The sequence below is a fragment of the Brachyspira hampsonii genome (assembly GCF_002214805.1).
Classification (GTDB): Bacteria; Spirochaetota; Brachyspiria; order Brachyspirales; family Brachyspiraceae; genus Brachyspira; species Brachyspira hampsonii.
Map to the genome: position 1 here is coordinate 2251879 of NZ_CP019914.1, position 23090 is coordinate 2274968.

22 protein-coding genes are annotated in these 23090 nt (G+C 28.6%); 6 read left to right on the top strand and 16 right to left on the bottom strand.

The window, feature by feature from the left end:
• The first annotated feature begins 54 nt into the window (after positions 1-54).
• From BHAMNSH16_RS09870 to BHAMNSH16_RS09885, 5 genes are all read left to right on the top strand, one after another.
• Positions 55-2451, top strand: a complete 2397-nt coding sequence (locus BHAMNSH16_RS09870) for a sodium-translocating pyrophosphatase (protein WP_008727460.1) — start codon at positions 55-57, stop codon at positions 2449-2451.
• Between the two features lie 183 nt (positions 2452-2634).
• A complete protein-coding gene (locus tag BHAMNSH16_RS14630) occupies positions 2635-2883 on the top strand; it encodes a hypothetical protein (protein ID WP_008727712.1) in 249 nt (82 codons plus the stop codon).
• A gap of 135 nt (positions 2884-3018) precedes the next feature.
• Entirely contained in the window at positions 3019-3843 is an 825-nt protein-coding gene (locus BHAMNSH16_RS09875) for a hypothetical protein (RefSeq protein ID WP_008727713.1), read from the top strand.
• Positions 3844-3879: 36 nt separating this feature from the next.
• Complete coding sequence (locus BHAMNSH16_RS09880) at positions 3880-4635, top strand: hypothetical protein (protein ID WP_069732224.1); 756 nt, start codon at positions 3880-3882, stop codon at positions 4633-4635.
• A gap of 317 nt (positions 4636-4952) precedes the next feature.
• Positions 4953-6785, top strand: a complete 1833-nt coding sequence (locus BHAMNSH16_RS09885) for a methyl-accepting chemotaxis protein (protein ID WP_039953829.1) — start codon at positions 4953-4955, stop codon at positions 6783-6785.
• 47 nt (positions 6786-6832) lie between these two features.
• Here BHAMNSH16_RS09885 and BHAMNSH16_RS14800 read toward each other — a convergent pair whose 3' ends face one another.
• On the bottom strand, positions 6833-6937 hold the full coding sequence (locus tag BHAMNSH16_RS14800) for a DUF3149 domain-containing protein (RefSeq protein ID WP_083250081.1): 105 nt from the start codon (positions 6935-6937) through the stop codon (positions 6833-6835).
• Here BHAMNSH16_RS14800 and BHAMNSH16_RS09895 point away from each other — a divergent pair.
• The gene (locus tag BHAMNSH16_RS09895) at positions 6897-7883 is read left to right on the top strand and encodes a P1 family peptidase (RefSeq protein ID WP_069732223.1); all 987 of its coding nucleotides are present in this window, start codon (positions 6897-6899) and stop codon (positions 7881-7883) included. The two genes, BHAMNSH16_RS14800 and BHAMNSH16_RS09895, sit on opposite strands and share 41 nt — an antisense overlap.
• A gap of 239 nt (positions 7884-8122) precedes the next feature.
• On the opposite strand, the gene ftsH is transcribed toward BHAMNSH16_RS09895, so the two are convergent.
• The 15 genes from ftsH to BHAMNSH16_RS09970 all read right to left on the bottom strand — a co-directional run bounded on the left by ftsH (position 8123) and on the right by BHAMNSH16_RS09970 (position 22678).
• A complete protein-coding gene (gene ftsH / locus BHAMNSH16_RS09900; protein ID WP_069731431.1) occupies positions 8123-10216 on the bottom strand; it encodes an ATP-dependent zinc metalloprotease FtsH in 2094 nt (697 codons plus the stop codon).
• A 74-nt stretch (positions 10217-10290) separates the two neighbouring features.
• The gene (locus BHAMNSH16_RS09905) at positions 10291-10977 is read right to left on the bottom strand and encodes an NlpC/P60 family protein (RefSeq protein ID WP_008726957.1); all 687 of its coding nucleotides are present in this window, start codon (positions 10975-10977) and stop codon (positions 10291-10293) included.
• 79 nt (positions 10978-11056) lie between these two features.
• Positions 11057-11653, bottom strand: a complete 597-nt coding sequence (locus tag BHAMNSH16_RS09910) for an NlpC/P60 family protein (RefSeq protein ID WP_069731462.1) — start codon at positions 11651-11653, stop codon at positions 11057-11059.
• Positions 11654-11755: 102 nt separating this feature from the next.
• On the bottom strand, positions 11756-12334 hold the full coding sequence (locus BHAMNSH16_RS09915; RefSeq protein WP_069731432.1) for a DUF4390 domain-containing protein: 579 nt from the start codon (positions 12332-12334) through the stop codon (positions 11756-11758).
• 62 nt (positions 12335-12396) lie between these two features.
• Positions 12397-13407 (bottom strand): hypothetical protein, encoded by a 1011-nt coding sequence (locus tag BHAMNSH16_RS09920; RefSeq protein WP_069731433.1) that lies wholly within the window; start codon positions 13405-13407, stop codon positions 12397-12399.
• A gap of 79 nt (positions 13408-13486) precedes the next feature.
• Complete coding sequence (cyaB, locus tag BHAMNSH16_RS09925) at positions 13487-14038, bottom strand: class IV adenylate cyclase (RefSeq protein ID WP_069731434.1); 552 nt, start codon at positions 14036-14038, stop codon at positions 13487-13489.
• A 3-nt stretch (positions 14039-14041) separates the two neighbouring features.
• Positions 14042-14581 (bottom strand): rod shape-determining protein MreD, encoded by a 540-nt coding sequence (gene mreD / locus BHAMNSH16_RS09930; RefSeq protein WP_069731435.1) that lies wholly within the window; start codon positions 14579-14581, stop codon positions 14042-14044.
• The gene (gene mreC, locus BHAMNSH16_RS09935) at positions 14578-15396 is read right to left on the bottom strand and encodes a rod shape-determining protein MreC (protein ID WP_008726737.1); all 819 of its coding nucleotides are present in this window, start codon (positions 15394-15396) and stop codon (positions 14578-14580) included. Before mreC ends, mreD begins: the two co-directional genes overlap by 4 nt.
• Positions 15397-15512: 116 nt before the next feature.
• On the bottom strand, positions 15513-16538 hold the full coding sequence (locus tag BHAMNSH16_RS09940) for a rod shape-determining protein (RefSeq protein WP_008726738.1): 1026 nt from the start codon (positions 16536-16538) through the stop codon (positions 15513-15515).
• Between the two features lie 3 nt (positions 16539-16541).
• On the bottom strand, positions 16542-17483 hold the full coding sequence (locus BHAMNSH16_RS09945) for a tetratricopeptide repeat protein (protein ID WP_008726739.1): 942 nt from the start codon (positions 17481-17483) through the stop codon (positions 16542-16544).
• A gap of 23 nt (positions 17484-17506) precedes the next feature.
• Positions 17507-17917 (bottom strand): bactofilin family protein, encoded by a 411-nt coding sequence (locus tag BHAMNSH16_RS09950; RefSeq protein ID WP_008726740.1) that lies wholly within the window; start codon positions 17915-17917, stop codon positions 17507-17509.
• 11 nt (positions 17918-17928) lie between these two features.
• Positions 17929-18744: a CheR family methyltransferase gene (locus BHAMNSH16_RS09955; protein ID WP_008726741.1), complete on the bottom strand. Its 816-nt coding sequence runs from the start codon at positions 18742-18744 to the stop codon at positions 17929-17931.
• Positions 18745-18777: 33 nt separating this feature from the next.
• On the bottom strand, positions 18778-19197 hold the full coding sequence (locus tag BHAMNSH16_RS09960; protein ID WP_008722546.1) for a response regulator: 420 nt from the start codon (positions 19195-19197) through the stop codon (positions 18778-18780).
• Positions 19198-19203: 6 nt separating this feature from the next.
• Positions 19204-19671, bottom strand: a complete 468-nt coding sequence (locus BHAMNSH16_RS09965) for a chemotaxis protein CheX (protein ID WP_008726742.1) — start codon at positions 19669-19671, stop codon at positions 19204-19206.
• A 502-nt stretch (positions 19672-20173) separates the two neighbouring features.
• The gene (locus BHAMNSH16_RS09970) at positions 20174-22678 is read right to left on the bottom strand and encodes a cyclic nucleotide-binding protein (RefSeq protein ID WP_069731436.1); all 2505 of its coding nucleotides are present in this window, start codon (positions 22676-22678) and stop codon (positions 20174-20176) included.
• Positions 22679-23090: the final 412 nt, after the last annotated feature.

Below are 23090 nucleotides of genomic sequence, written 5' to 3' on the forward strand. Positions count from 1 at the left end.
TTATAATCAATAACTGTACAAAAACTAACAAAATTTAAAAAATAGGGTATGTGTATGAATTATGAAATATTAGCTGAAAATGTCCGCTTTTTTACAATATCAGCGGCAATACTCACATTAGCTTTCGCATTCTATTTTTATAAATGGATGCGTAAGCAGGACGAAGGTAATGAAACTATGAAAGAAATAGCTTCGCATGTTCGTTCTGGTGCTATAGCTTATCTTAAGCAGCAATATAAGGTTATAGCTTTCTTCTTTGCCGGAGCTTTCATTATTTTTGCTATTCTTTCTTATGCATTAAAAGTGCAAAACCCTTTCATTCCTATAGGTTTTTTAACAGGCGGTTTTTTCTCAACTCTTTCTGGTTTCTTGGGTATGAAAACTGCTACTTATGCATCTGCTAGAACTGCTAATGCTGCTAGTAAATCTTTAAATGAAGGTTTAACAATAGCTTTCCGTTCCGGTGCAGTTATGGGACTTACTGTTGTAGGTCTTGCTTTGTTCGACATATCATTATGGTTTATAGTATTAAATGTTTGGCTTGATAATAGTTTATTCGGTACAGACTTTTTAAATTTAGCTGCTACAGGCATAGCTAAAGGTACTGCTGAATATACTGCTGCTAAAATGCACTTTGTAACTACTACAATGCTTAGCTTTGGTGTAGGTGCTTCTTTCCAAGCATTATTTGCTCGTGTTGGAGGCGGTATATTTACTAAAGCTGCCGATGTTGGTGCTGACTTGGTTGGTAAAGTTGAAGCTGGAATACCTGAAGATGACCCTAGAAACCCTGCAGTTATAGCTGACAATGTGGGTGACAATGTAGGTGATGTTGCTGGTATGGGTGCTGACCTTTACGAATCTTATGCAGGTTCTATACTTGCTGCTATGAGTTTAGGTTCTGCCGCTTTTGGATATATTAACCCTGATGTAAGCCCAATATATGCTGTATCTCTTCCTATGATACTTGCTGCTATTGGTACTCTTTCTTCTATAATAGGTGTATTCTTCGTTAAAACTAAAGAAGGTGCTACTATGGGAGAATTATTAAAATCTTTAAGAGTTGGTGTTTATGTGAGCAGTGCTATTATTATAGTAGTATCTTTCTTACTTGTAAAAACACTTCTTCCAAACAATTTAGGATTATTCGTTTCTATCATTGTAGGACTTATAGCTGGTAATGTTGTTGGTTTCTTCACAGAATACTATACTGCAGCTGAATACAGACCTACTCAATGGGTAGCTGAACAATCTAAAACAGGTCCTGCTACTGTTATTATAGGCGGACTTGCTGTAGGTATGCAGTCTACTTTAATACCTGTTGTTACAGTTGTTATTTCTATAATGTTAGCATTTGGTTTTGCAGGCGGTTTCGGTTCTGAAGCTTCTTCTTTCTCTCAAGGTTTATACGGTATCGCTTTAGCTTCTGTTGGTATGTTATCTACTTTAGGTATCACATTAGCTACTGATGCTTACGGACCTATAGCTGACAATGCAGGCGGTAATGCTGAAATGTCTGGTCTTCCAGAAAGCGTTAGAGAAAGAACTGATGCTTTAGACTCTTTGGGTAACACTACTGCTGCTACTGGTAAAGGTTTTGCTATATGTTCTGCTGCTTTGACTGCTATGGCTTTGATTGCTGCTTATATCGAAGAAATTAAAACTTCTTTAGGAAGAATGATTAATACAGGCAACCTTACTTCTATAGATATAGGTACTGTTCAATATACTGCTAACAGTGCTAAAGAATTATATGATAAAGTTGTTTATAGTTTAGGTATGAATGAGTTTATGAATGCTTTCAATATTCACTTGATGAACCCTAAAGTATTAATAGGTATATTTATCGGTGCTATGTTAGTATTCTTCTTCTGTGCTTTAACTATGAAAGCTGTAGGACGCGCTGCTGCAGGCGTTGTAGAAGAAGTTAGAAGACAGTTTAGAGAAATTAAAGGCTTACTTGCTGGTGAAAAAGGTGTAAAAGCTGATTATGAAAAAGCTGTTCAAATCTGTACTAAATCAGCTCAAAAAGAGATGATTGTTCCTTCTGTACTTGCTATAATAGTACCTGTTGTAGTTGGTTTCTTATTCGGAGTACCTGCTGTTATAGGTATGTTGGTAGGCGGTTTGACTGCCGGATTTGCTATGGCTGTTATGATGTCTAATGCTGGCGGTGCTTGGGATAATGCTAAAAAATACATTGAAGCTGGTAATTTGGGCGGTAAAAAAATCATAGATCCAAAAACTGGAGAAAAAATTACTAACCCTAACCATGCTGCTGCTGTTATAGGTGATACCGTTGGTGACCCATTCAAAGATACTTCCGGACCTTCAATCAACATTCTTATCAAATTAATGAGCTTGATAAGTGTTGTATTTGCTGGTGCAATAGTAGCTTTCTCACCAAAAATTCAGGCTCTATTAGGTATAGCTGATCAAATTATTAAATAATAACTTTATTTAATATTAAATATATAAGCTGTCTGACTTTAATTAGTTGGGCAGCTTTTTTTATTTAAATATGAACTATAATTCTTTTTATTATACAATAATTATTAAATAATGGTAATTTCATATTTATTTATTTATTTATAATACTAATCGTACTTAATATTATTAATTTTGAGGTAATTTATGAAGTTAATATGTATTTTTATGATTATTTTAACATTATTCAATTTATCAGCATGTACAAAACATGAATACTCGGTATATTATCCAAGCACTCCAGAAACTCCAAGCACTCCAGAAACTCCTTCTATTTATGAAGATATTAATTTTATGTATTTAGATAGTAATTATACCTCTGTAGAAAATAAAACAAATATTATGTGTATATTTTTTAAAGATATTGAAGATATGGTAATTTTTTCAGAAAAATAAAATGATAATGAGTATTTAGTTTCTGTAATATTAAAAAATAATACTTCTGTTTTAATGAGATATAAAAATAAAAAAATATTTCCTGAAACAATTAGTTTTTATAAAAATAGTACCATAATAAAAGGATTGGTAAAAATGGATTTAGTTAAATATAATAATATTGATGTTACATTTTATATGAATGATACAATGGAGTTAATATCCGGTATAGAACTAAAAAATGATATAAAAAATTATAAAGAAAATTTTAATTTAGATAAAGATGAAAATTATAATCTTAATATAATGATGAATAGTTTATTCATATTAAATTCAATTAATAATCATATTACTAATAATGGACAATTTCAAGCAAGAGCTGGATTTGGTCCCATATTTCAAGCATTAGGTACAATAGTAACAGGTATAGCAGAAGGGATAATGGCTGCTGTTGGAATTCTGGTTGGATTAAGTATAGTAACTGCAATTATTGTTGTTCCATTAATTAGTTTAATTACGGATTCTGCTAAAAAAGCTTTAGAATCAAAAAAAGTTGATGAACAATTTGTTATAAATTATAGAAATAGTTCTGCTGTAATATTGAAAGATAATCAGGATATTGTATTTGATGGTGATTCATTTATTGTTAATAATGTTCTTAATTTGGTGATCCCCATAAAATCTGATTTAGCACCTATAAGATGGTATATAAAACACAAGCCTGATAGTATGAGTTATGCACAAATTGGTCAATATTTTTTGTTTAAAAATTATAATAATAATCCTATATCAATTAAACCAGATGGTTTGATAGTTAATCTTTTAGTTTCAGGAGGAATGTCAGAGGCTACATTTTATATAAAAAATGAAAAAATACAAAATTTGCCGGACGGAGAATCTATAATTATATGTTTTGAATTTCCAAAATATTCTATAGTTAATGGATATTATACTGATAATTTATGTATTGAAATAAAATAATTATAGTTTAATATATTAATAATTGGAGTGATACTTATGAAAATAATTAAATATTTTTTATTTGTAAATATTTTAATTATTACTATTACATATAGTGCATTTGCTAGTTTAGAGATAAATTTTCAAGGACATTATGGAATTGCTTTTCCTTTTAATTCTATAAAAGTAAATGATAATTATAAGAACACTATTTATGACAGTGTTGATGGTACTTTAGGTTTTGAAGGAGCTATATTTTTTCAAATTGGAAATTACTTTAAATTATTTGAAGATGATTATACAAGCATTATTAAAGGTGTGAGTTTATTTGGAGATATTGGTTTTAGTATTAATGCTTTGATGTCTGATTATAAAGAAAATAATAGAAAATATACAGAGATACTTGGATTTTATTCTATGCTGGTTGGGGCAACTGTTAAATTAAATTTCAGTAAAATGTCTATAGGATTAGGTACTGGAATAATAGCTCCTTTATATGCTGTTGTTTCTTCAAGTAAATACGGAGGGGTTATGGCGGCACCTAATGATTTAGATAATTGGAATGTTAATGATATGAGAAATCTTTTTAAAGCTCCTATAATGCCTTATATAAAACTTACTGTTGAAGGATTTATATATTTAGTTCCTAATTTTGCTGTTACTCTTGGAGGCTATATGATGTATAATTTTGGTATGCAGTACAAAACTGATGTTGTTAATAGCAATTTAGGCAACAATATATATAATAAATATAATTTTTCGGATCTTTCTATTGGATTAGTTTTAGGTATATCCTTAGGAAGAAGCGACTGATATAATTAATATATTCTTACTTTAATCGTAATTTAATAATAATTTTTGTATAATGAAATATAAAGTTATAATAATATATATATATAAATCATTATTTTTTAGTCCTTATATAAAATTATTTAAAAAATTTACTTTATATGCTATAAAGGTAAAAAAATATATTTTTATTTGACTTTATATGATTATAATTTATAATAATTACCTAAAATAATCAAAAATATTTACTTCTATTAGAATATTGTTTTTACTGCTTTTTTGTAAAAATTCTATTATTTATTATTATTTATAAAGATAAAATATCATATAAGGAAAATATTATGAAAAAAATACATTCCATTAGAGTAAAAATGCCTATAGCTATAAGTATTTTAAGTACAGTATTTCTAGTTTTAATAGTTATTATACTATCATACAGATCCCATTTAATAGTTAAAGATGCCACATTGAATGGTTTTAATAATACAGTCAATGGTTATAAAGACATGCTTGATGTTTGGCTTGATGATAATAGGAATTTGATAGAAACTTATTCTGTATCTCCTATAGTAAGAAATTATCTTTTAAACAGAAATGTAGATATTAGAAGTACGCTTACAGAGTTTGAAGCTATTAATGAATATGTGCTTGATGTAGGCGTTACAGATACTAATGGAATAGTTTTAGACAATGTTAATAATGTAAAAATAGGTGAAAATATCACAACGGTAAGACCTAATATTTTAAATATATTAAAAAATAATAATAATAAAGCCTCTTTTGATGATAGTATACAAAGATCAAGTGCTGATAATAAATGGTCATTAGCTGCTATTTGCGGTGTTAATTATAATGGGGAATATATAGGAAATATATATATGATTTTGGATTGGGAGGAGCTTGCCGTAAAACTTCAGGAATTAAAATTGCCGGAAAGAACTAGAATATTTGCTATTGATGATGAAGAAACTGTTTTACTTGACAGTAAAAACGAAATTAATACTAAAGCGAATGAGGCTTATGGAGAAATTATAAATAGCGGTTTATTATCAGGAGTTATGAATTATATATCTTCCGTAAGTCATGATCCTAGAACTGCAGTTTACAGTAAACTTCAAAATTTATCTTGGTATTTAATTATGGCTATGGATGATAAAATTATTTACAAGGCTAATAATGATTCTATAATGATATCTGTTATTATATGTATTTTATCTATCATTTTTATCAATATATTTGCTTTTCTTTACATTAAAAAAGTTACTCACCCTCTTAAAGTTTTGATGGAGCATGCTACTAGTATATCTGAAGGTAATATTGCTGTTAATACTAAAAACAATTATGGAAAAGATGAGTTTGGAGAATTAGAAAGAGTTTTTGACATTATGAGTGGTAGATTGGCGGAGGTTGTTTATAATGTTAATAATGCTTCTAAGGAGATAATGACTGCAGCTAAAAATATGATGGAAAGCAGCAGCGAATTATCATCAAGAACCGACACCCAGTCATATAGTCTGGAAGAAACTGCAGCCAGCATTGAAGAAATGGTTTCTAATATCAAAATTTCAGCTGAGAATTCCATACATGGTAAGGATATGATGTCTGAGTCTATTACATTTATTGAAGATGCTGCGAACATTATATCACAAACTGCTTCAAATATAGAAGATGTTCATCAATCAAGTGAGAAAATAAAAGATATTACAAAGATTATTGAAGATATAGCATTTCAAACGAATATACTTGCTCTTAATGCTTCCGTAGAGGCAGCACGTGCTGGAGATCATGGTAGGGGATTTGCTGTTGTTGCTTCTGAAGTGAGAAATTTGGCTCAAACTACTCAGGCTTCTGTAAAGGATATTACAGCATTGGTTGATAGTACCTCAAGTAAAATAGATATAGCAACACAAACTGCTAAGCAATCGCAGGATATATTCTCAAAACTTCAAAACAAAGTATTAGAAACTTCAAAGCTGATGGAAGATATCACTTCAAATGCTTTAGAACAGCAGTCTGGAACTAATCAGATAAGCACCGAAGTTAATAATATGGAAACTGCTACTACCCAAAATGCTGCTTTGGCTGAAAACTCAAGTGAGATATCAAAAAGTTTAGTTGAAAAAGCAAATTTTTTAGAAAAAAGTATTGAGTTTTTTAAAATTTCTCATAATTGAGAAGATTTAGTTATCATAATATGTAATACCTAATTATACAAATTATTTTAAATTTGCATTTCTTTTTGTTTTGTTTTATAAATATAATAACAAATAAAATAGGATAAAATTATGAGAGAGATAAAAATAACAGATATAGAAAATATTAAAATAGGAAATGCTCAAAATAAAGATGCAGCAACAGGCTGTACAGTTATAATATGTGAAAGAGGGGCAGTTACAGGTTTAGATGTTAGGGGAGGAGGTCCTGCTTCTAGAGAAAGCGAACTTACAAAACCATTTGCTTCCGCTGAAGTTATACATGCTGTACTTTTAAGCGGAGGAAGTGCTTTTGGGCTTGATGCTTCAGGCGGTGTTATGAAGTATTTAGAAGAGAGAAATATTGGTTTTGATGTAGGAGTTACAAAGGTGCCTTTGGTTTGTCAGTCTTGTATATTTGATTTGCGTGTTGGTGATTATAGAGTTCGTCCTGATATTAATATGGCTTATGAGGCTTGTGTTAATGCTCAGAATAATAATCCAAAAATGGGAAATTACGGAGCAGGTACAGGTGCTAGTGTCGGAAAAATACTAGGTGCTGATTATGCTATGAAATCCGGACTTGGTTTTTATGCAGTTCAGGTTGATGATGTGAAAGTTGGTGCTATAGTATCTGTTAATGCTTTTGGTGATATTTATGATTATGATAGCGGTAAAATGATTGCGGGGCTTCTTAATGAAAATAAAGACGGATTTAGAAGTTCTGAAGAGGAGCTTATAAAAATAACGCAGAATAATAATTTATCTTTCACTTCTAAAAATAATATAGTTACAAATACCACAATAGGAGCTGTAATTACCAATGCCAAGTTTACAAAGTCGCAAATGGGAAAAATAGCTTCTATGGCACATAACGGCTTTGCTAGGGCTATAAAACCAGTGCATACTACAGTAGACGGCGACAGTATTTATGCTATGAGTGTTGGTGATATTAATGCTAGTTTAGATTCTGTTGGAACTCTTGCTGCTATAGTTATGGGAAGAGCTATTAATAATGCTGTAAAAAGTGCTGAGCCTTCTTATGGTTTTAAATCTTATAGTGATATAATAAAAAATTAATTCTTATAAAAATTAGAATATTGTTTTTGTAAAAGTAAACTAGAAGTGCTTATTAAATTAGTGCTTCTAGTTTTTTAATTTTGTTTAGTGAAAAAATAGATTTAGGGGTGGGTGGGCGGGTAGAATAGATTAATAAAAAAAATTAATTCTTTTATTTGTAATCATTAATAGTTTTTAAGCAATCAAAAAAGCCATAGTAATTTTTATACTATGGCTTTTATATTGATAAATATTTGTTTTTATTCTTCTGTTGTTTTTTTCTTTTTAGAAGAAGGTACCTTTTTCACGCTAGATTTTTTTATTGATTTTACTTCTTCTTTGCTTTCTGCTTTCACTTTAAGAGGAGTATTAAATACTTCTTCTTTAACACTTTTTACTTCTCCCTCTTGATATGCAGAAGGATCTTCAAGCTCATCAGTGCCCCTTTTAGGGTCTTTACCAGCATAAACTAATTTGTCTTTAACTTTATCCAATTTTACTTCGCATATTCTCTCTATATCTTCTATATCGAGAGATTCTTTTTCAAATAATTCTCTTGATAAAGCCTCAAACTTATCAGCATTTTCAGCTATTAATTTTTTAGTTCTTTCGTATGCTTTCATTACAAACTTATGAACTTCTTCATCTATTTTCTGAGCAGTCTCTTCGCTGTAGTCTTTATGTCTTGCTATTTCTTTACCCAAAAATATAGGCTGTTCTTTTTGTCCGAATGATATAGGTCCTAATCTGCTCATACCCCATTCGCATACCATTCTTCTTGCAAGCTCAGTAACTCTTTCTATATCATTAGAAGCACCAGTAGTAACAGAATCTTCACCGAATTTGAACTCTTCAGCAACTCGTCCCCCAAGAAGTAAAGACATTTCATCAATAGCTTTTTTTCTTTGAAGAGTATATCTTCCGTCAGGAGGCAATGTCCAAGTAGCACCTAAACTTCTTCCTCTAGGAACTATAGTAACTTTATGCAAGGCATCAGTATTTTGAAGAAGAACTGCCATTAAAGTATGTCCTGCCTCATGATAAGCTGTATTTAATTTTTCTTTTTCACTTATCAAAATACTTCTTCTTTCAGGTCCCATCATAACTTTATCTCTTGCCTCTTCAAAGTCAGAAAGCTCTACTCTTGATTTATCGTTTCTAGCAGCAATTAAAGCAGCTTCGTTAACCATATTAGCAATATCAGCTCCTGAAAAACCAGGAGTAGCTCTTGCTAAATGATACAAGTCTATAGAAGGATCATGCTGTATTTTTGAAACATGCACTTTAAATATTCCTTCTCTTCCTTTAACATCCGGTAAATCAACAACAACTTGTCTGTCAAATCTTCCCGGACGAAGCAAAGCAGGGTCAAGTACATCAGGTCTGTTAGTAGCAGCAAATATTATTATTCTAGTATCAGTATTAAAACCGTCCATTTCAACAAGCATTTGGTTTAATGTCTGCTCTCTTTCATCATGACCGCCGCCGTATCCTGCACCTCTAGTTCTTCCTACAGCATCAAGCTCATCTATAAATATAATACAAGGAGCAGACCTCTTCCCCTGTTCAAATAAATCTCTTACCCTTGAAGCACCAACTCCTACAAACATCTCAACAAACTCAGAACCAGACATACTAAAGAATGGAACATTAGCCTCACCTGCAACAGCTTTAGCAAGTAAGGTTTTACCTGTACCCGGAGGGCCTACCAAAAGTACTCCTTTAGGTATTTTAGCACCTAATTTTGTGAATTTACTTGCATCTTTTAAGAATTGTACAACTTCCTGCAATTCTTCTTTAGCTTCTTTACAGCCTTCAACATCTTTGAAGGTAACTTTTACATCTTCTTTAGTAAGAAGTCTTGCTCTGCTTTTACCAAAGCTCATAGCTCTATTATTAGAGCCCTGAACCTGCCTAAACATAAAAAACCAAAGCAAAAACCCTATTAAAAGTATAGGCAGTAAGTTAACAAGTATAAGACTTAAATAACTAGGTTTTTCTGCCTCTCCTCTTACTTTTACATTGTTATCTATAAGTAGGTTAACAAAACCGCTTGCGGTAAAAGGTATATAAGAATAGAAGTTTATCTCTGTTATTTTTCCATTAACAGTTTCTATAGCTTTACCATTTCTTATGTTTTGATCAACTATAGTAACTTCTTTAACGACACCTTCTTTAACTTTTTGTACAACTGTAGAATAATCCCATTCCTGAGCTTTTACCTGCGGTGTTTTTTGAAAGTACATTATAGCCATTACAACTACCATTGTAAGAAGAAGTATGATTATAATTTGATTTCCGCCGCCTCCGGATTGAGGCATAGATTGTCTTCTATTATTTCTTTTACTACTCATGTATTCTCCAAACTTATTTTAACTTTTTATATATAAATAAATATTAATAAAATATCAAATATTTACAAATTTTATTATTCAGGTATATCCAAGATAGTACCATAACTATTAAAACAATGAGAAGCTAAAGCATCAACTCCTCCGCCTCTTTTAAGATAGCTGTTTATTGTTTTCCCATCTTTTTTAGCCAAATCAGGGTATTTTAAATTCATATATCCAACTATAAGTCCTTTACTAGTAGAAGCATGAATATATGTTACAGTTTCATCTTCTTTATCAACTTCTGTTACTATACCTGCATGCGTAAGTTTTTTATCATCAGATGTAGTTTTATCAAACATTATTATATCTCCTACATTCGGCAAAATATCTTTATAAATTTTTTTGTATTTTGACAAAGTAGTATATATAGTTTTTACTCCGCCGGAATCTAAAATAGCCTGCTTTTCAAATACCGCTATGTTAGAAGCCCAATAAACCGCTGCTACATAACCTGAACAGTCAAAGCGAAATGTTTTTTTCTCTTTGGAAGTAGGGTGTGTCAATGTAGCTTTTTCATTATATTTGTAATGTTTATTCAAATAAAAGTTAGCCCATTTATTTATATCATTTCTAACTTTTTGCTTTTGAGTATCATTTATTGCAACTCCTTTTTCTTCCAACTGTTTTTGATATTCTTTATCATATCCGTAAGTTTGAGTAAATGATACTGAATTAAACAACATCATAAATAATGATAGTATAATAATATAAAAACGCATAATACACTCTTATATATAGTAAGTTATTTTATAAAATATTAATAAAAAGTCAAGGCAATTTACAATATTATTATTTATATTAATTTGGTTTTTCTAATACAGTGCCATAACTGTTAAAACAATGAGAAGCTAGTGAATAAGGAGCATCTCCTCTTCTAAGATAGCTATTTATTTGTTTTCCGTCTTTTCTTGCTAAATCAGGATATTTTAAATTCATATATCCTAAAATAGGACCTTTACTTGTAGATGAATGAATATATGTTATAGTTTCATCTTCATCTACATTTATAATAATTCCTGAATGTGTTAGCTTTTTATTTGGATTTGTAGTTCCATCAAAAAATATTATATCTCCCTTATTAGGCATAACATTTTTATATATTTTATTTTTTTTAGATAAAATATAATATATATTTTCTGTTGAGCCTTGAAGTTTAATAGATGGATTTTCAATAGCAGTCCAATATACAGCCGCCACAAATCCGGAACAGTCAAAATTAACTTTCTTTTTTTCTTTTGTAAAAGGATTAGTAATAGTATCGCTTTGATTGTATTTATATTTTTTATTCATATAATGGTTAGCCCATTTTATTATTTCAAGTCTGCTGTTTTCCTGATTGAAAGCGGGTACATTAAATAGTAATGAAATAATTAAAATACTAATACAAAAACGCATATAATCACCTATAATCTTAAAAATTTTTTTATTATTCTTTGTATAATTATTTTCATTAATTATAATATTAATATAAATCGGATTTTTCATTATAAATAATAGTTACATGTTATTATAATATAATTCTTTAATACTGAATTCATTAGATTTTAACCATTTTATTCTATATTGTATAGGCGTTATTATATTAAAAAATGCTGATAAATAAGGATATGCATTTTGAAACTGCATGGATAATCTAGTTTTAAATATGTATTTATTATTTTTATTTAGTTTATTTACATTAATTACTTCTATTCTATTTATCTGATAAATATTTTTAATTAATATTTCTAAATCAGAATTTCTAGTTTCTCTCATAGTTTCGGAGTTTAAAACTACATACTCTTTAGTGAAAAAGTCATAATATAATTTTCTGTATATATATATTTCTCTTACATTATCATTAATAAACAAATTCTTTTTTATTAAATCAATCCTATAGTTGATAAACAATATTATTCCATTATCTATATATTTTTTGATATTCTGATAAATTTCATTTTCATAATGAGTCCTTACATCAACATAAAGCATATCATCATATATATAGCTTCTTGAAAAATATAATCTTAATTCATAAGAGTATGATATTTTTGAAATAATTATAAAAAATAACAATAGTATAAAAATTCTTTTCATAATATTATTTTACTTTTTTTATCAAATATTACAATATAAAAAATCTTACTAATAATTAATTATTATAAAAATATACTTACTTCCATTCCGATTTTATTTTCCATTTTTTTGTAAGCATATAATTGTCTTGATCTCAAATATTCATATTTAAATGCAAAAACTATTCTGTAAATTTCAAAACCAACTCCTACAGCTATATTAGGATATAGTTTTTGATAGCTGTCAATAACAGGATATCCTTCTCCTCTTTTTTTTCTATTTATAGTATTAATCTCATCATAATTTCCAGCTAAATATATTCCTGTTATTAAACTTATTTCTCCCCATATAGGAAATCTAAAATCTGTTCCGAAATACATATTAAACAAATTGACAAAGTTTGATTTTTTGAATCCTGTTATAGCAAATGCAGTTCCTCCGTAAAAAGTAAACCAACCCCAATTATAGTGCAGAGAAAAATGCATCTGTTCAAAACCAACATCTCTAAATTCTTCTTCATCTTTATTGTATAATTCGCTGTCTCCTAATATATCTCCGCTTATATGAGAACAAGTATGTCTTAGAGGCGTAAATCTGAATCTTAATTTATTTTTATAAATATAATCAAAATACGCTTCAACTTGCATATGAGTACCATACATCAAACTTATTCCATAATATCTGTCATATCCTTTAGGGTAGGCTGATAAGAAAAATTGAGTCAAATAACCTACACCTATTCTGAATCTATGATCATTATTATATTCAAATGCTATTGGAGATGCCTCTGTTGCTAATGTAGGCTGATGAAATATTAATACAGAATCAAAATCATAATTACCTTTATTATACATCTCTTTTATATTTAAAATATCACCGAACCAAAATTTACTGTTATAAACATTAGGATCAAGCCAGCCGTATAAATATCTGTCTGTTTCAAAGTTTCTAAATGGATTATATCTCCATTTTATTTTTGTATTTTCTCTGTATTCATTCATTTTGTTTTCTAAAGAATTTTCATTTTCTGTATTTTGTGAATAAATAGGCAAAGTAAATAAAATGAATATTATAATATATAATAGCTTTTTCATAATGATTTCCAATTTTTTATAAATAAGCAAACATTATATATGAAAAAATCATTTTTTCAATAAATTACAAATTATAAAGTTATTTTTTTTCAGCAAGCAGATTTATATATGGTTCTGTTTCTATACAGTTTTTATCTATGCCTATTTCATTTAATATGGATTTTAATTGAATTATTTGATTTTCTACAGTTTCATTTGAGTTTAAAAACTCTATTTCTATAAAGTTGTCTAAATTTTTTATTTTTGAAATTTCTACTAAAGCATTTTTATATATAAAGGCATAACCTTTTTTTTCTTTTTTTACATACTCTTTATATTTTTGAAGTTTTGATAGGAAGTTAATAATAAATCTTGCTTTTTTCTTGCTGACTTTAATTTCTATTTCTTCATTAACTTCTACACCTTCAATTAAGTTTCTTTCTTTTGTACAGAAAGTATATCCGCCATGTTCTATTCTAAGTCTTATACAGTCGCTAGTTTTTATATTTTTTTCTTTTATGTCATTTTCTTTTGCATAGTAAATATCTTTTTTGAAATACTTTTTTTTGAACTTAGCATTATTTCTTAAAAAATTTAAAACAGAGTCAAAATCTTTTATATATGCTTTTATTTCAATTTCAGAGTTTGCCATATTTTATTCAGTATATTCCTTAGTGCTGTCATCTACATGTATTTTCTGCTTATCATAAATTAAAGGAGCAAGTTTTTCAAATAAGATAAATGCAGGTGAAGATAATATTACTGTAAGAGGAAGACCCACAAGTAATTCAGATCTTATTAATACAGCAACATTTGAAAGATCTGAATATATAGAAGTTACCAAAAATAATGCTATAATTTTTATTAAATATCCAATTAAAGTTACAAATATTCCTGCAGCAATTTGTTTGATGAATATTCTTGTATTGAAGAAACCAACAAAGAAACCTATGTTTAAAAATATTATAGCATAAGAACCGAAAGTACCGCTTGAAACAATATCCTGCAAAAGCCCTATGATAAAACCATATATTATTCCGTCAAATGAACCATATCTAAATGCTATGAATACTAAAAAAATTAAAAGTAAATCAGGTTTAGCACCTAATGCCACTCTTATTAAATCATAAGCCGGAGATGACTGTATAAGAAGCAAAATCAGAGTTGTAATGATTACTGTTACTATTCTTTTCATTTAGCATCTCCGTTTTCTGCATTATCTTCTTCATTAGCAAGCATAATTATTTCTTGGTCCGGAACTTTTTTTATAACATAAACATTTTCCAAAGTAGAGAAATTAACAGTAGGCTCTACATATAGATCATGGAAAAGTCCGTAATTTTTCTTTTCAACTTTGAATATTGTTCCTACTAATATACCTTTAGGAAATACTCCGCCCATACCGCTTGTAACAACTCTTTCACCTTCTTCAACATCCATTTGTAAATCTATATACTGCAAATGTGTTTGAGTGGATTTAGGGCTTTGTCCTACCATTATTCCTGTAGTTCTTGAACTTTCAAGCATTACAGATATTTGAGATCTTTGATCAACTAAAGATAATATTCTGCTGTTATATCTTCTTACCTCAACAACCTTTCCAACCAATCCTTTATATCCGTTTTGATATGATATAACAGGCATTCCTACAACTATTCCATGTGCACTGCCTTTATTTATAACAATAGTAGTATAGAAGTTCTGAGGGTCTTTAGAAACTATTTCAGCATATTCCAATGGGTATTCATCTGTAGGAGCTTCATTTAATAATGCTCTAAGTCTGTCATTTTCAGCACTTAACTGTTCATATTCTAAAGCAGCTCCGCTTAATTCTGCTATTCTGTCTCTTAATACCTGCACTTGACTTTGAAGAGTGAATATATCTGTTATGCTGGTATAAAGATATACAAAAGCTCTTGATACGCTTTTAGTTGCACTTTGAATAGGATATACCCCAAGTGCATAAATAGACTGCAGATTAAATACAAAATTGCTTCTATTCAACACCATAAACATTCCTGCTACAAGATTGAGCAGAATATAAAGTGTAAGTAGTTTATGTTTTATAAAAAGTTTCACGTCTATGAATATCGGCTATATTAATTAAAGTTTTATAATTTTTCCGATTAAGAGTATCGTCTATAATTCTTTAAATTTTTAGTTTCTTCGATAAACTTTCCGCATCCTATAGCAACGCATGTAAGCGGACTTTCAGCAAGAATTACAGGCACCCCTGTTTCCATAGATATTAAATCAGTGAATCCCGGGAGTAGGGAAGTACCTCCGCTCATGACAATGCCTCTCTCTACGATATCAGCAGAAATCTCAGGCGGTGTCTGATTAAGTACAGATTTTACAGCTTCTAAAATTTCTATTAATATGTCAGCTATAGCATCTTTAATTTCAGCACTATTTATTGTAAGAGTTTTAGGAAGTCCTGATACAGAATCTCTTCCTCTTATGTCCATAGTTTTTGATATGTCGCCTTTATAAGCATGCCCTATATTGATTTTTATCTCTTCAGCAGTTTTTTCACCTATATAGAGGTTATGAGTTCTTTGCATGTATTTAATAATAGCATCATCAAGTTCATCGCCTCCAACCCTTATAGAAGCACTTCTTACCATACTTCCAAGTGAAAGTACAGCAACTTCAGTAGTACCCCCGCCTATCTCTATAATCATATTTCCATGAGGCTCATTTATAGGCATATCAGCTCCTATAGCAGCAGCTCTTGCCTGTTCTATTAAGAATATAGTTCTAGCACCTGCCTGTTCGCAGCTTTCTCTAACAGCTCTTCTTTCTACTTCAGTAATTCCTGTAGGTATACCAATAGCTATTCTAGGTTTTACTAAAGTCCTTTTATTATGCACTTTATTAATAAAGTATCTTATCATCTTTTCAACAGTTTCAAAATCAGCAATAACTCCGTCTCTCATAGGTCTTATTGCCGCTATTGAATTAGGTACTTTTCCTAACATTTGCTTAGCCTCGTTTCCAACCGCTATTACATTTCCTGTACTCTTTTCTATAGCCACAACTGAAGGCTCAGCCAAAACAATACCTTCTCCCTTTACATATACTAAAGTGTTAGCAGTACCTAAATCTATTCCCATATCACTTGAGAACATATTATATAACCAGTTAAACATTTATTACAATCTCCTTAAAGTATCCCTAGCGGGCTTATACGAATTATCTATTTTTAGAGCTTCCCTAAACATTTTTACAGCTTCATTTCTTTTTTTAGTTTCTAAATATAATTTACCTATACTATAATATAAATCAGGATTTTTTTCATCTATCTCTAATGCCTTTTTGTAAAAAAATTCGCTTTCTTTATATAATCCTTGCCTGTAATATAAATTCCCTAATTTAAAATAGGTTTTGGATTCAAGCATAGTATTATTATTAAATTTACCGTCCATAGATGATAATATTTGTATAGCTTTGGTATAATCTTTATCACCCTCATAAGCATTGGCAAGTTCATAATATAATTCCATATTCATAAATTTATCGCTATTTTCTTCTAATTCTCTATCAATAGCATCTTCTAAATATTTTACAGCATCTTTAAATAACCCTATCTCATAACAAATTTTAGATAATTCTATTGCCGTTGAAGTTCGGTTATCGCCTTCATTTATTGCTTCTATATATGAATTGTATGAATCAATATAATAAGCATGTCCTAGTCTTTGATAGCTGTATGCCAATCTTTGATGTATGATATTTTTATTTTTTATGAATTTGAAAGATAGTAATAATTGATTAGCATATCTGATAATATTTTCACTTGCACTTGTAATTATTTCTTTTTTATCAGACCTTATAAGAATATCATAATATAAATCTATTCCTGTTATCAGTATATTTTTATTTAAAGGTCTTTTACTGTATAGGTCATTAAATAAAAATGAAGCATTGTTATAATCTTCTGATTCCATATAGTTATATATAGATTTCAATCTTTTTTTTTCTATATAGTTGGAAGTAAATAAATATGCAGCCGCTATTACAGTTACAGCAGTAATTAAGGTTATTACAACAATATGTATGCTAATCTTTTTTTCAACATTATATAGGTAAGGCATTATTATTTAATGTAATCCGTAAATTAATTTTGATTATCTGTATTACCATTATTATATAATTCTAAAATGGTTTCTTTAGGATTAGTAAGAGGATCCTGCGACACTATACATAATCCTTCCAATATAACTCCGTTTTGTATTATAAGTTCAGGAGTTCTTATTTCACCAAGTACTCTGCTTGTAGGCATAAGCATTACTCTGTTTTTAGCCTCTATATTCCCAATAATTATTCCTTCTATAACAGCTGAGACAGTTTTTATATTTGATTTTACTTTTCCTGTAGCTCCTACAAAAACATTATCAACTTCTAATTTTTCGCCTTCATAACATCCGTCAACTCTCAAAGTTCCGTTTAATGTAAATTCTCCTTTGAAGTATGAACCTTCGCCTATAATAGAATTAGATTCTGTATTATCATTTCTTCTTGAAAACATTAATAAAACTCCTAATTTTTAGTATATACTATGGAATTGTCTATATTATTAAATTTAAATTTTGTATCTAATCCAAATAATGATTCACTATGTCCTATGAATAAAAATCCATGCTCATTTAGTATATCATAAAATCTATTAACTGTAAGCTTAACAGATTCGTTATCAAAATATATAAGAACATTCCTGCAAAAAATAACATCCATATTTGCTTGGCTTCCTCTATGTCTCAAATTATGATAATCAAAAGTTATTAATTTTTTTATATCATTTTTGATTGAGTATTCTCCGGAAGATAATTTATCAAAATATTTATTTAAATACTCTTTTGGAACATTTTCAACCTTATGTTCCTCATATCTTCCTTCTTTGGCAGCCACCAAAGAATTAAGGGAAAGATCGCTTGCAAATATTTTTATATCCTGTGCTCTTATACCCGGTGTTTCCAAACAAGTTATTGCTATGGAGTAGGGTTCTTCGCCGGTAGAACAGCCTGCACTCCAAATTCTTATTTGTTCTCCTGTTTTTTTATATTTCATTATTTGCGGCAGAACATAATTTTTCAGCAGTTTAAAGTTCGGCTCATTCCTAAAAAATTTAGTAAGATTTGTAGTAATGTTATCTAAAAATTTTTTTAATTCTTCTTTATCAGAAGAAATAAGTTTATAATAATCTTCTACTACTTCCAAATTTTTTTCTTTCATAGAAGAAGCTATTCTTGATTCTAAAATGATTTTATTGATAACATTAAAACATATACCGCTTTCTCTATATACAAAATCTTTAAACAGATTAAATTGTGTTTCGGTTAATTTTATCTCATTCAAAACAAGTTATTCCAAGTAATAGGTAATAAATTATTATTGTTTTTTTGCAAGAACCATTTTTATACGCTCAAGAACTTTTTTTCTGTCTAAAGGTTTAGTTATATAGTTTTTAGCACCGGCTAAGAGTGCTTTTTTTACCATATCCTCTTTACCTAAAGCACTAACCATAACAACTTTAGCATTTTTATCATACTCTATTATTTTAGTCAATGCAGTAATACCATCCATTTTAGGCATTGTAATATCCATAGTTACTAAGTCTGGCTTGTATTCTTTATACATAAGTACGCCTTCTTCTCCATTTTCTGCAGTACCCACTACATTATATTGTTCAGATACAAAGATTTGCTGTAATTGTTTAACAACAAATGCAGAGTCATCTACGATTAAAACTTTGAATGGTTTACCGAATTCATTTATACCATCAGCTTCTTTTGTATTAATGTCAGACATATTTCTTTACTCCTTTTCTGATTCTACGGCAACTAATATATTAAAATCGCCAATAGAGGTATCTAGTTTTATATGCAGAAATTCCGAATCACTTATCGAAACTTCTAAATTTTTGCTTTTCATAATGACAGGCGGAGATATATCTACATCATATCCGTCTGTTTCTAATTTTGTTACAGAAAGCCCCGCTATTAAATTAACAAGTTCCTGTATAGTAGATAATGATAGCTTATCAATATCTTTTATTTCTCTGTCATTCATTATAGCAACTATTTTTTTAGCGGTTTCTATATCCATATCTATTATAAAATGACCTACTATATCTTTTGATAATGCTACTATGGCTATAATACCTGAAGCATTTACAAAATCGCCTTTTAAAGTTATATCTCCGATTTTTATTCCGTCTTTAATATAATTTTGCAATATTTCATTTGACGCATCGGTAAATGGTCTTATATAGTCAAGTCTCATATAATACTCTTTCAATACTAATTGCTTGAAAGCATTTTAACAATTTATGACTTTTTTTGCAAGTATAGTTATAAAATTAAATAGCTATGCTTATGTTAAATATCGAAAAAAAACTTATTTGCTTGAAATAATATTTTTTATAAATATTATGTAATCATTGATTATTGCTTATATTATGCATATATAATAACTTTAAGATTATTAATTTTTATAAATATAGTTTTTTGTCAGCAGTATAAAAATATGTTTTATCAAAATTAATTATAATATGTAATTTTGTTAATGGGTATTATTGATTATATAAAAAGCATATAACAAATAATAATTTATGAGAATTAATAAATCTTTGATGATATATATAAATTGCAATAGTACATAGAAGTATTTAATTTAAGTTATTAAAAATGAAAATAAGGCATATTAAAATATAATTTTTATCAAAAATAAAACCCTGAAACTCTATTAAGAATATCAGGGTTTATAATTTTTTATAGCATGATTTTTACATATTTTTATAGAAATCTATATGATGCTGCAATTCAGGAGGAAGAGGATTTCCTGATTTTGTGAATTTGAAGTATCTATTTTCTAATTCAGTAGCTTTTTTGTTTCTTATGTTTTTAAATCTGTTAGCTATTTCGGTATACATAGGCTGTTTTTCAAGTTCTGTTCTTATGCTCTTAGCAAAAGGCACCTGTCTGTATAATATTCCTCTTGCAACTCTGTTAAGTCTCATAATACCTTTACTTTCATACCTTATCCATAAATTATAATCAGTTACGAATACCTCTCTAAGATTGTTTCTGCATTTTTTAATTTGAATTTTTAATTTTTCTTTAGCTTCATCTGAAAGCCCTCTGTTTTTCTTATAGAACTGAACATAATCACTGTACTCAGAAGTAATAGACATTTGAGTAATATCATTCCAAGCAGGTCCAAGCATAGTTTTACATAATTCCCACCTGAATGCTCCAATAGTAGGTATTAATAAAGAATCTATTTCTTCAGAAGTAAATATTGGGAATAAAAATCTTCCTGTACTATTTTTTTGTCTGCTTGAAAGTTCTTCCCACATTATAGCTCTTGAACCAAATGTAGGCATAAGTATTATATTAGGCAATACCTCTTGCATAACTAATTCTTTTTCTATATTTAATTCTTTGTTTTTATATAATACCTCCCTGTAGAATGCTGAGAAATCTATATCGGTTATATCCTTAATAGATTTTTCCATAACATCTCTTCTGATTAATGCTCTTTCAAAATCTTTTGTAATCATATCCTTATGTAAAATAGGGAAGTATACGCTTACTTGTCCGTAACATAATCTATGAGTAGTTTCAATCATATTATCAACTTCATATTCAAGTCTTTTAGAAGAACTTTCCCAATGATCTTCTAATTCCTTATCATTTATAGTACCGCGTTTTTTTAATTCTCTTAAAGCCTCTCTATAATCCTGACCGAATCCATTAACAGAAGGCGGCTCTTCTTTATCATAAATTTTTTGAAGCCATTCATCTATGTAAAATACATTGATTCTCTTAGTTTTGCTCTTATCTTTTATTTCATAAATATCCATTATTTGATTAGGAGTAAGCAGCTGATCGTCCATATATCCGAAGTTTAAAAACATTTTTACAAGTTTATTGTTTTCTCCGTTTATTATTGCTCTTTTAGCAATTTCTTTATATATTTCAAAGAATACGCTTGAAACTCCTCTTCTTATTTTTCTCACATCATCATCTGTGCTGAATTTATCTCTCAATTTTCTAAATGCCTGCAAAGATTTCATGAAATTTTTAGCTTTAGATTCATCAATTCCAGACATTTCTATTAATTTTTTAGTAGGATTTTTTACTTCTTCTGGTAATTCTTCAAATCCGATAGTAACTTTAATACTATCAATTTCATTACCCATAGACATATTTTCTCCAGAAGGCATTATAGAATTTGATGATATTCTTTTTATTATGGAATCTATTTCTTCAGTATCTATGTGAAGATCATAATCATATTCAGTTTTTATTTTATTATAAATGTCTTTTATAATATTTGACATAAATACTATATATTTAACCCATACTTCATTATCTTTTCCCTGCTTATCTAAATCAAGAGCTGTTTTAGTATACTCACCAAATAAAGATTCTTCTTCATTAGAAGATAAAAATAGTATGTTTTCTATAGCTTCAACTATTTCATTTTTTAATAGCGATGATATTTTTTTCAAGTTTTCATAAAGCATATGAGAAGCATCTAAACTCATATTTTCATCATAAGTAAAGAACTGATTTTTAATTTCTTTAGGCATAGTTAAAAATCTTCTTGCATAATCAATTTCAAATTCTAATTTTTCTGTATTTTCTATTAACTGATTTTTATTATGCATATATATTTCAGAATGATCTGCTCTTATGAAATCTACATCAAAAGAAACAGGGAAATTAAAACCAGAGTTTATGGAATCATCATAAATTTCTTTATAACTTTTAAAAATTTCTGATTTAATATTTTTTGATTTATTTTGCTGCAAATTAAAATATATAACAGCAAGATTTGAAGATATCATTTTTATATCAGAATTTATTTTTTTTATTTTAATATATTCTTCATAAGATTTTAATATAAGATAGGCTATAGAATGATACATGCTTGTAAGATATGATTTATTAACTTTGAAAAAACTTTTCACATATTCCTGATTTGGTGTTTTCACAGCATATATTTCAGTATCATTTTTAGCTTTAAAAGAAAACATATATTTAGAATTGGATTTGTAGCTTCCTATACCAATCATAATATTTTTGGGTATTGAAAATAATCTGCAGCTGTATCTCATAACTTCATTTTCATCTTCTATACCTAGTATCTCTTTTGAAGAAATATAAACATCTATTTCTCCTTTTGTTACTATTGATATGTTTTTTACATTTTCTCCTTCATAAAAAACAATACTTCCGGGGCTTAATTTTAAATTTCCATTTTCTTCAATGTTTACACTCATAATTGATAACTCTCTTTTCAAATGTTTATTATAGTTATTGAAAAAATTATATATTATTTTTATAAAATATGCTAGTTTTTTGTGTTTTTAATAAATAAATTCCAAATTTCATTGAAAAATTCAAATAAATTTATGAATTTGTCTCAAAATCAGCATATCAAAAAATGGTTTTATAAGTTTTTATTTTCGAGAGGCTTAATTTTGTATAAAATGTATTATATTTGTTATGTATTTTGGTTTATGTACGCTATTCAGGCTAAAATAGGGCTTTTATAGTATTGCGTTTTTTTAATCGTATGCTATAATAATAAAACAGTTGATGAGAAACAAAAAACAAAACGAAAGAAACGAAACACCAACTGAAAGTAAAAAACTTAAAGTTCTTTGACAGATATATGAGAGCGTAGATTTT

Excerpts from the sequence above, each read along its gene's own strand:
- BHAMNSH16_RS09870 (WP_008727460.1), top strand. The coding sequence starts at position 55 with ATGAATTATGAAATATTAGCTGAAAATGTCCGCTTTTTTACAATATCA.
- BHAMNSH16_RS14630 (WP_008727712.1), top strand. The coding sequence starts at position 2,635 with ATGAAGTTAATATGTATTTTTATGATTATTTTAACATTATTCAATTTA.
- BHAMNSH16_RS09875 (WP_008727713.1), top strand. The coding sequence starts at position 3,019 with ATGGATTTAGTTAAATATAATAATATTGATGTTACATTTTATATGAAT.
- BHAMNSH16_RS09880 (WP_069732224.1), top strand. The coding sequence starts at position 3,880 with ATGAAAATAATTAAATATTTTTTATTTGTAAATATTTTAATTATTACT.
- BHAMNSH16_RS09885 (WP_039953829.1), top strand. The coding sequence starts at position 4,953 with ATGAAAAAAATACATTCCATTAGAGTAAAAATGCCTATAGCTATAAGT.
- BHAMNSH16_RS09895 (WP_069732223.1), top strand. The coding sequence starts at position 6,897 with ATGAGAGAGATAAAAATAACAGATATAGAAAATATTAAAATAGGAAAT.
- ftsH (WP_069731431.1), bottom strand. The coding sequence starts at position 10,216 with ATGAGTAGTAAAAGAAATAATAGAAGACAATCTATGCCTCAATCCGGA.
- BHAMNSH16_RS09905 (WP_008726957.1), bottom strand. The coding sequence starts at position 10,977 with ATGCGTTTTTATATTATTATACTATCATTATTTATGATGTTGTTTAAT.
- BHAMNSH16_RS09910 (WP_069731462.1), bottom strand. The coding sequence starts at position 11,653 with ATGCGTTTTTGTATTAGTATTTTAATTATTTCATTACTATTTAATGTA.
- BHAMNSH16_RS09915 (WP_069731432.1), bottom strand. The coding sequence starts at position 12,334 with ATGAAAAGAATTTTTATACTATTGTTATTTTTTATAATTATTTCAAAA.
- BHAMNSH16_RS09920 (WP_069731433.1), bottom strand. The coding sequence starts at position 13,407 with ATGAAAAAGCTATTATATATTATAATATTCATTTTATTTACTTTGCCT.
- cyaB (WP_069731434.1), bottom strand. The coding sequence starts at position 14,038 with ATGGCAAACTCTGAAATTGAAATAAAAGCATATATAAAAGATTTTGAC.
- mreD (WP_069731435.1), bottom strand. The coding sequence starts at position 14,581 with ATGAAAAGAATAGTAACAGTAATCATTACAACTCTGATTTTGCTTCTT.
- mreC (WP_008726737.1), bottom strand. The coding sequence starts at position 15,396 with ATGGTGTTGAATAGAAGCAATTTTGTATTTAATCTGCAGTCTATTTAT.
- BHAMNSH16_RS09940 (WP_008726738.1), bottom strand. The coding sequence starts at position 16,538 with ATGTTTAACTGGTTATATAATATGTTCTCAAGTGATATGGGAATAGAT.
- BHAMNSH16_RS09945 (WP_008726739.1), bottom strand. The coding sequence starts at position 17,483 with ATGCCTTACCTATATAATGTTGAAAAAAAGATTAGCATACATATTGTT.
- BHAMNSH16_RS09950 (WP_008726740.1), bottom strand. The coding sequence starts at position 17,917 with ATGTTTTCAAGAAGAAATGATAATACAGAATCTAATTCTATTATAGGC.
- BHAMNSH16_RS09960 (WP_008722546.1), bottom strand. The coding sequence starts at position 19,197 with ATGTCTGACATTAATACAAAAGAAGCTGATGGTATAAATGAATTCGGT.
- BHAMNSH16_RS09965 (WP_008726742.1), bottom strand. The coding sequence starts at position 19,671 with ATGAGACTTGACTATATAAGACCATTTACCGATGCGTCAAATGAAATA.
- BHAMNSH16_RS09970 (WP_069731436.1), bottom strand. The coding sequence starts at position 22,678 with ATGAGTGTAAACATTGAAGAAAATGGAAATTTAAAATTAAGCCCCGGA.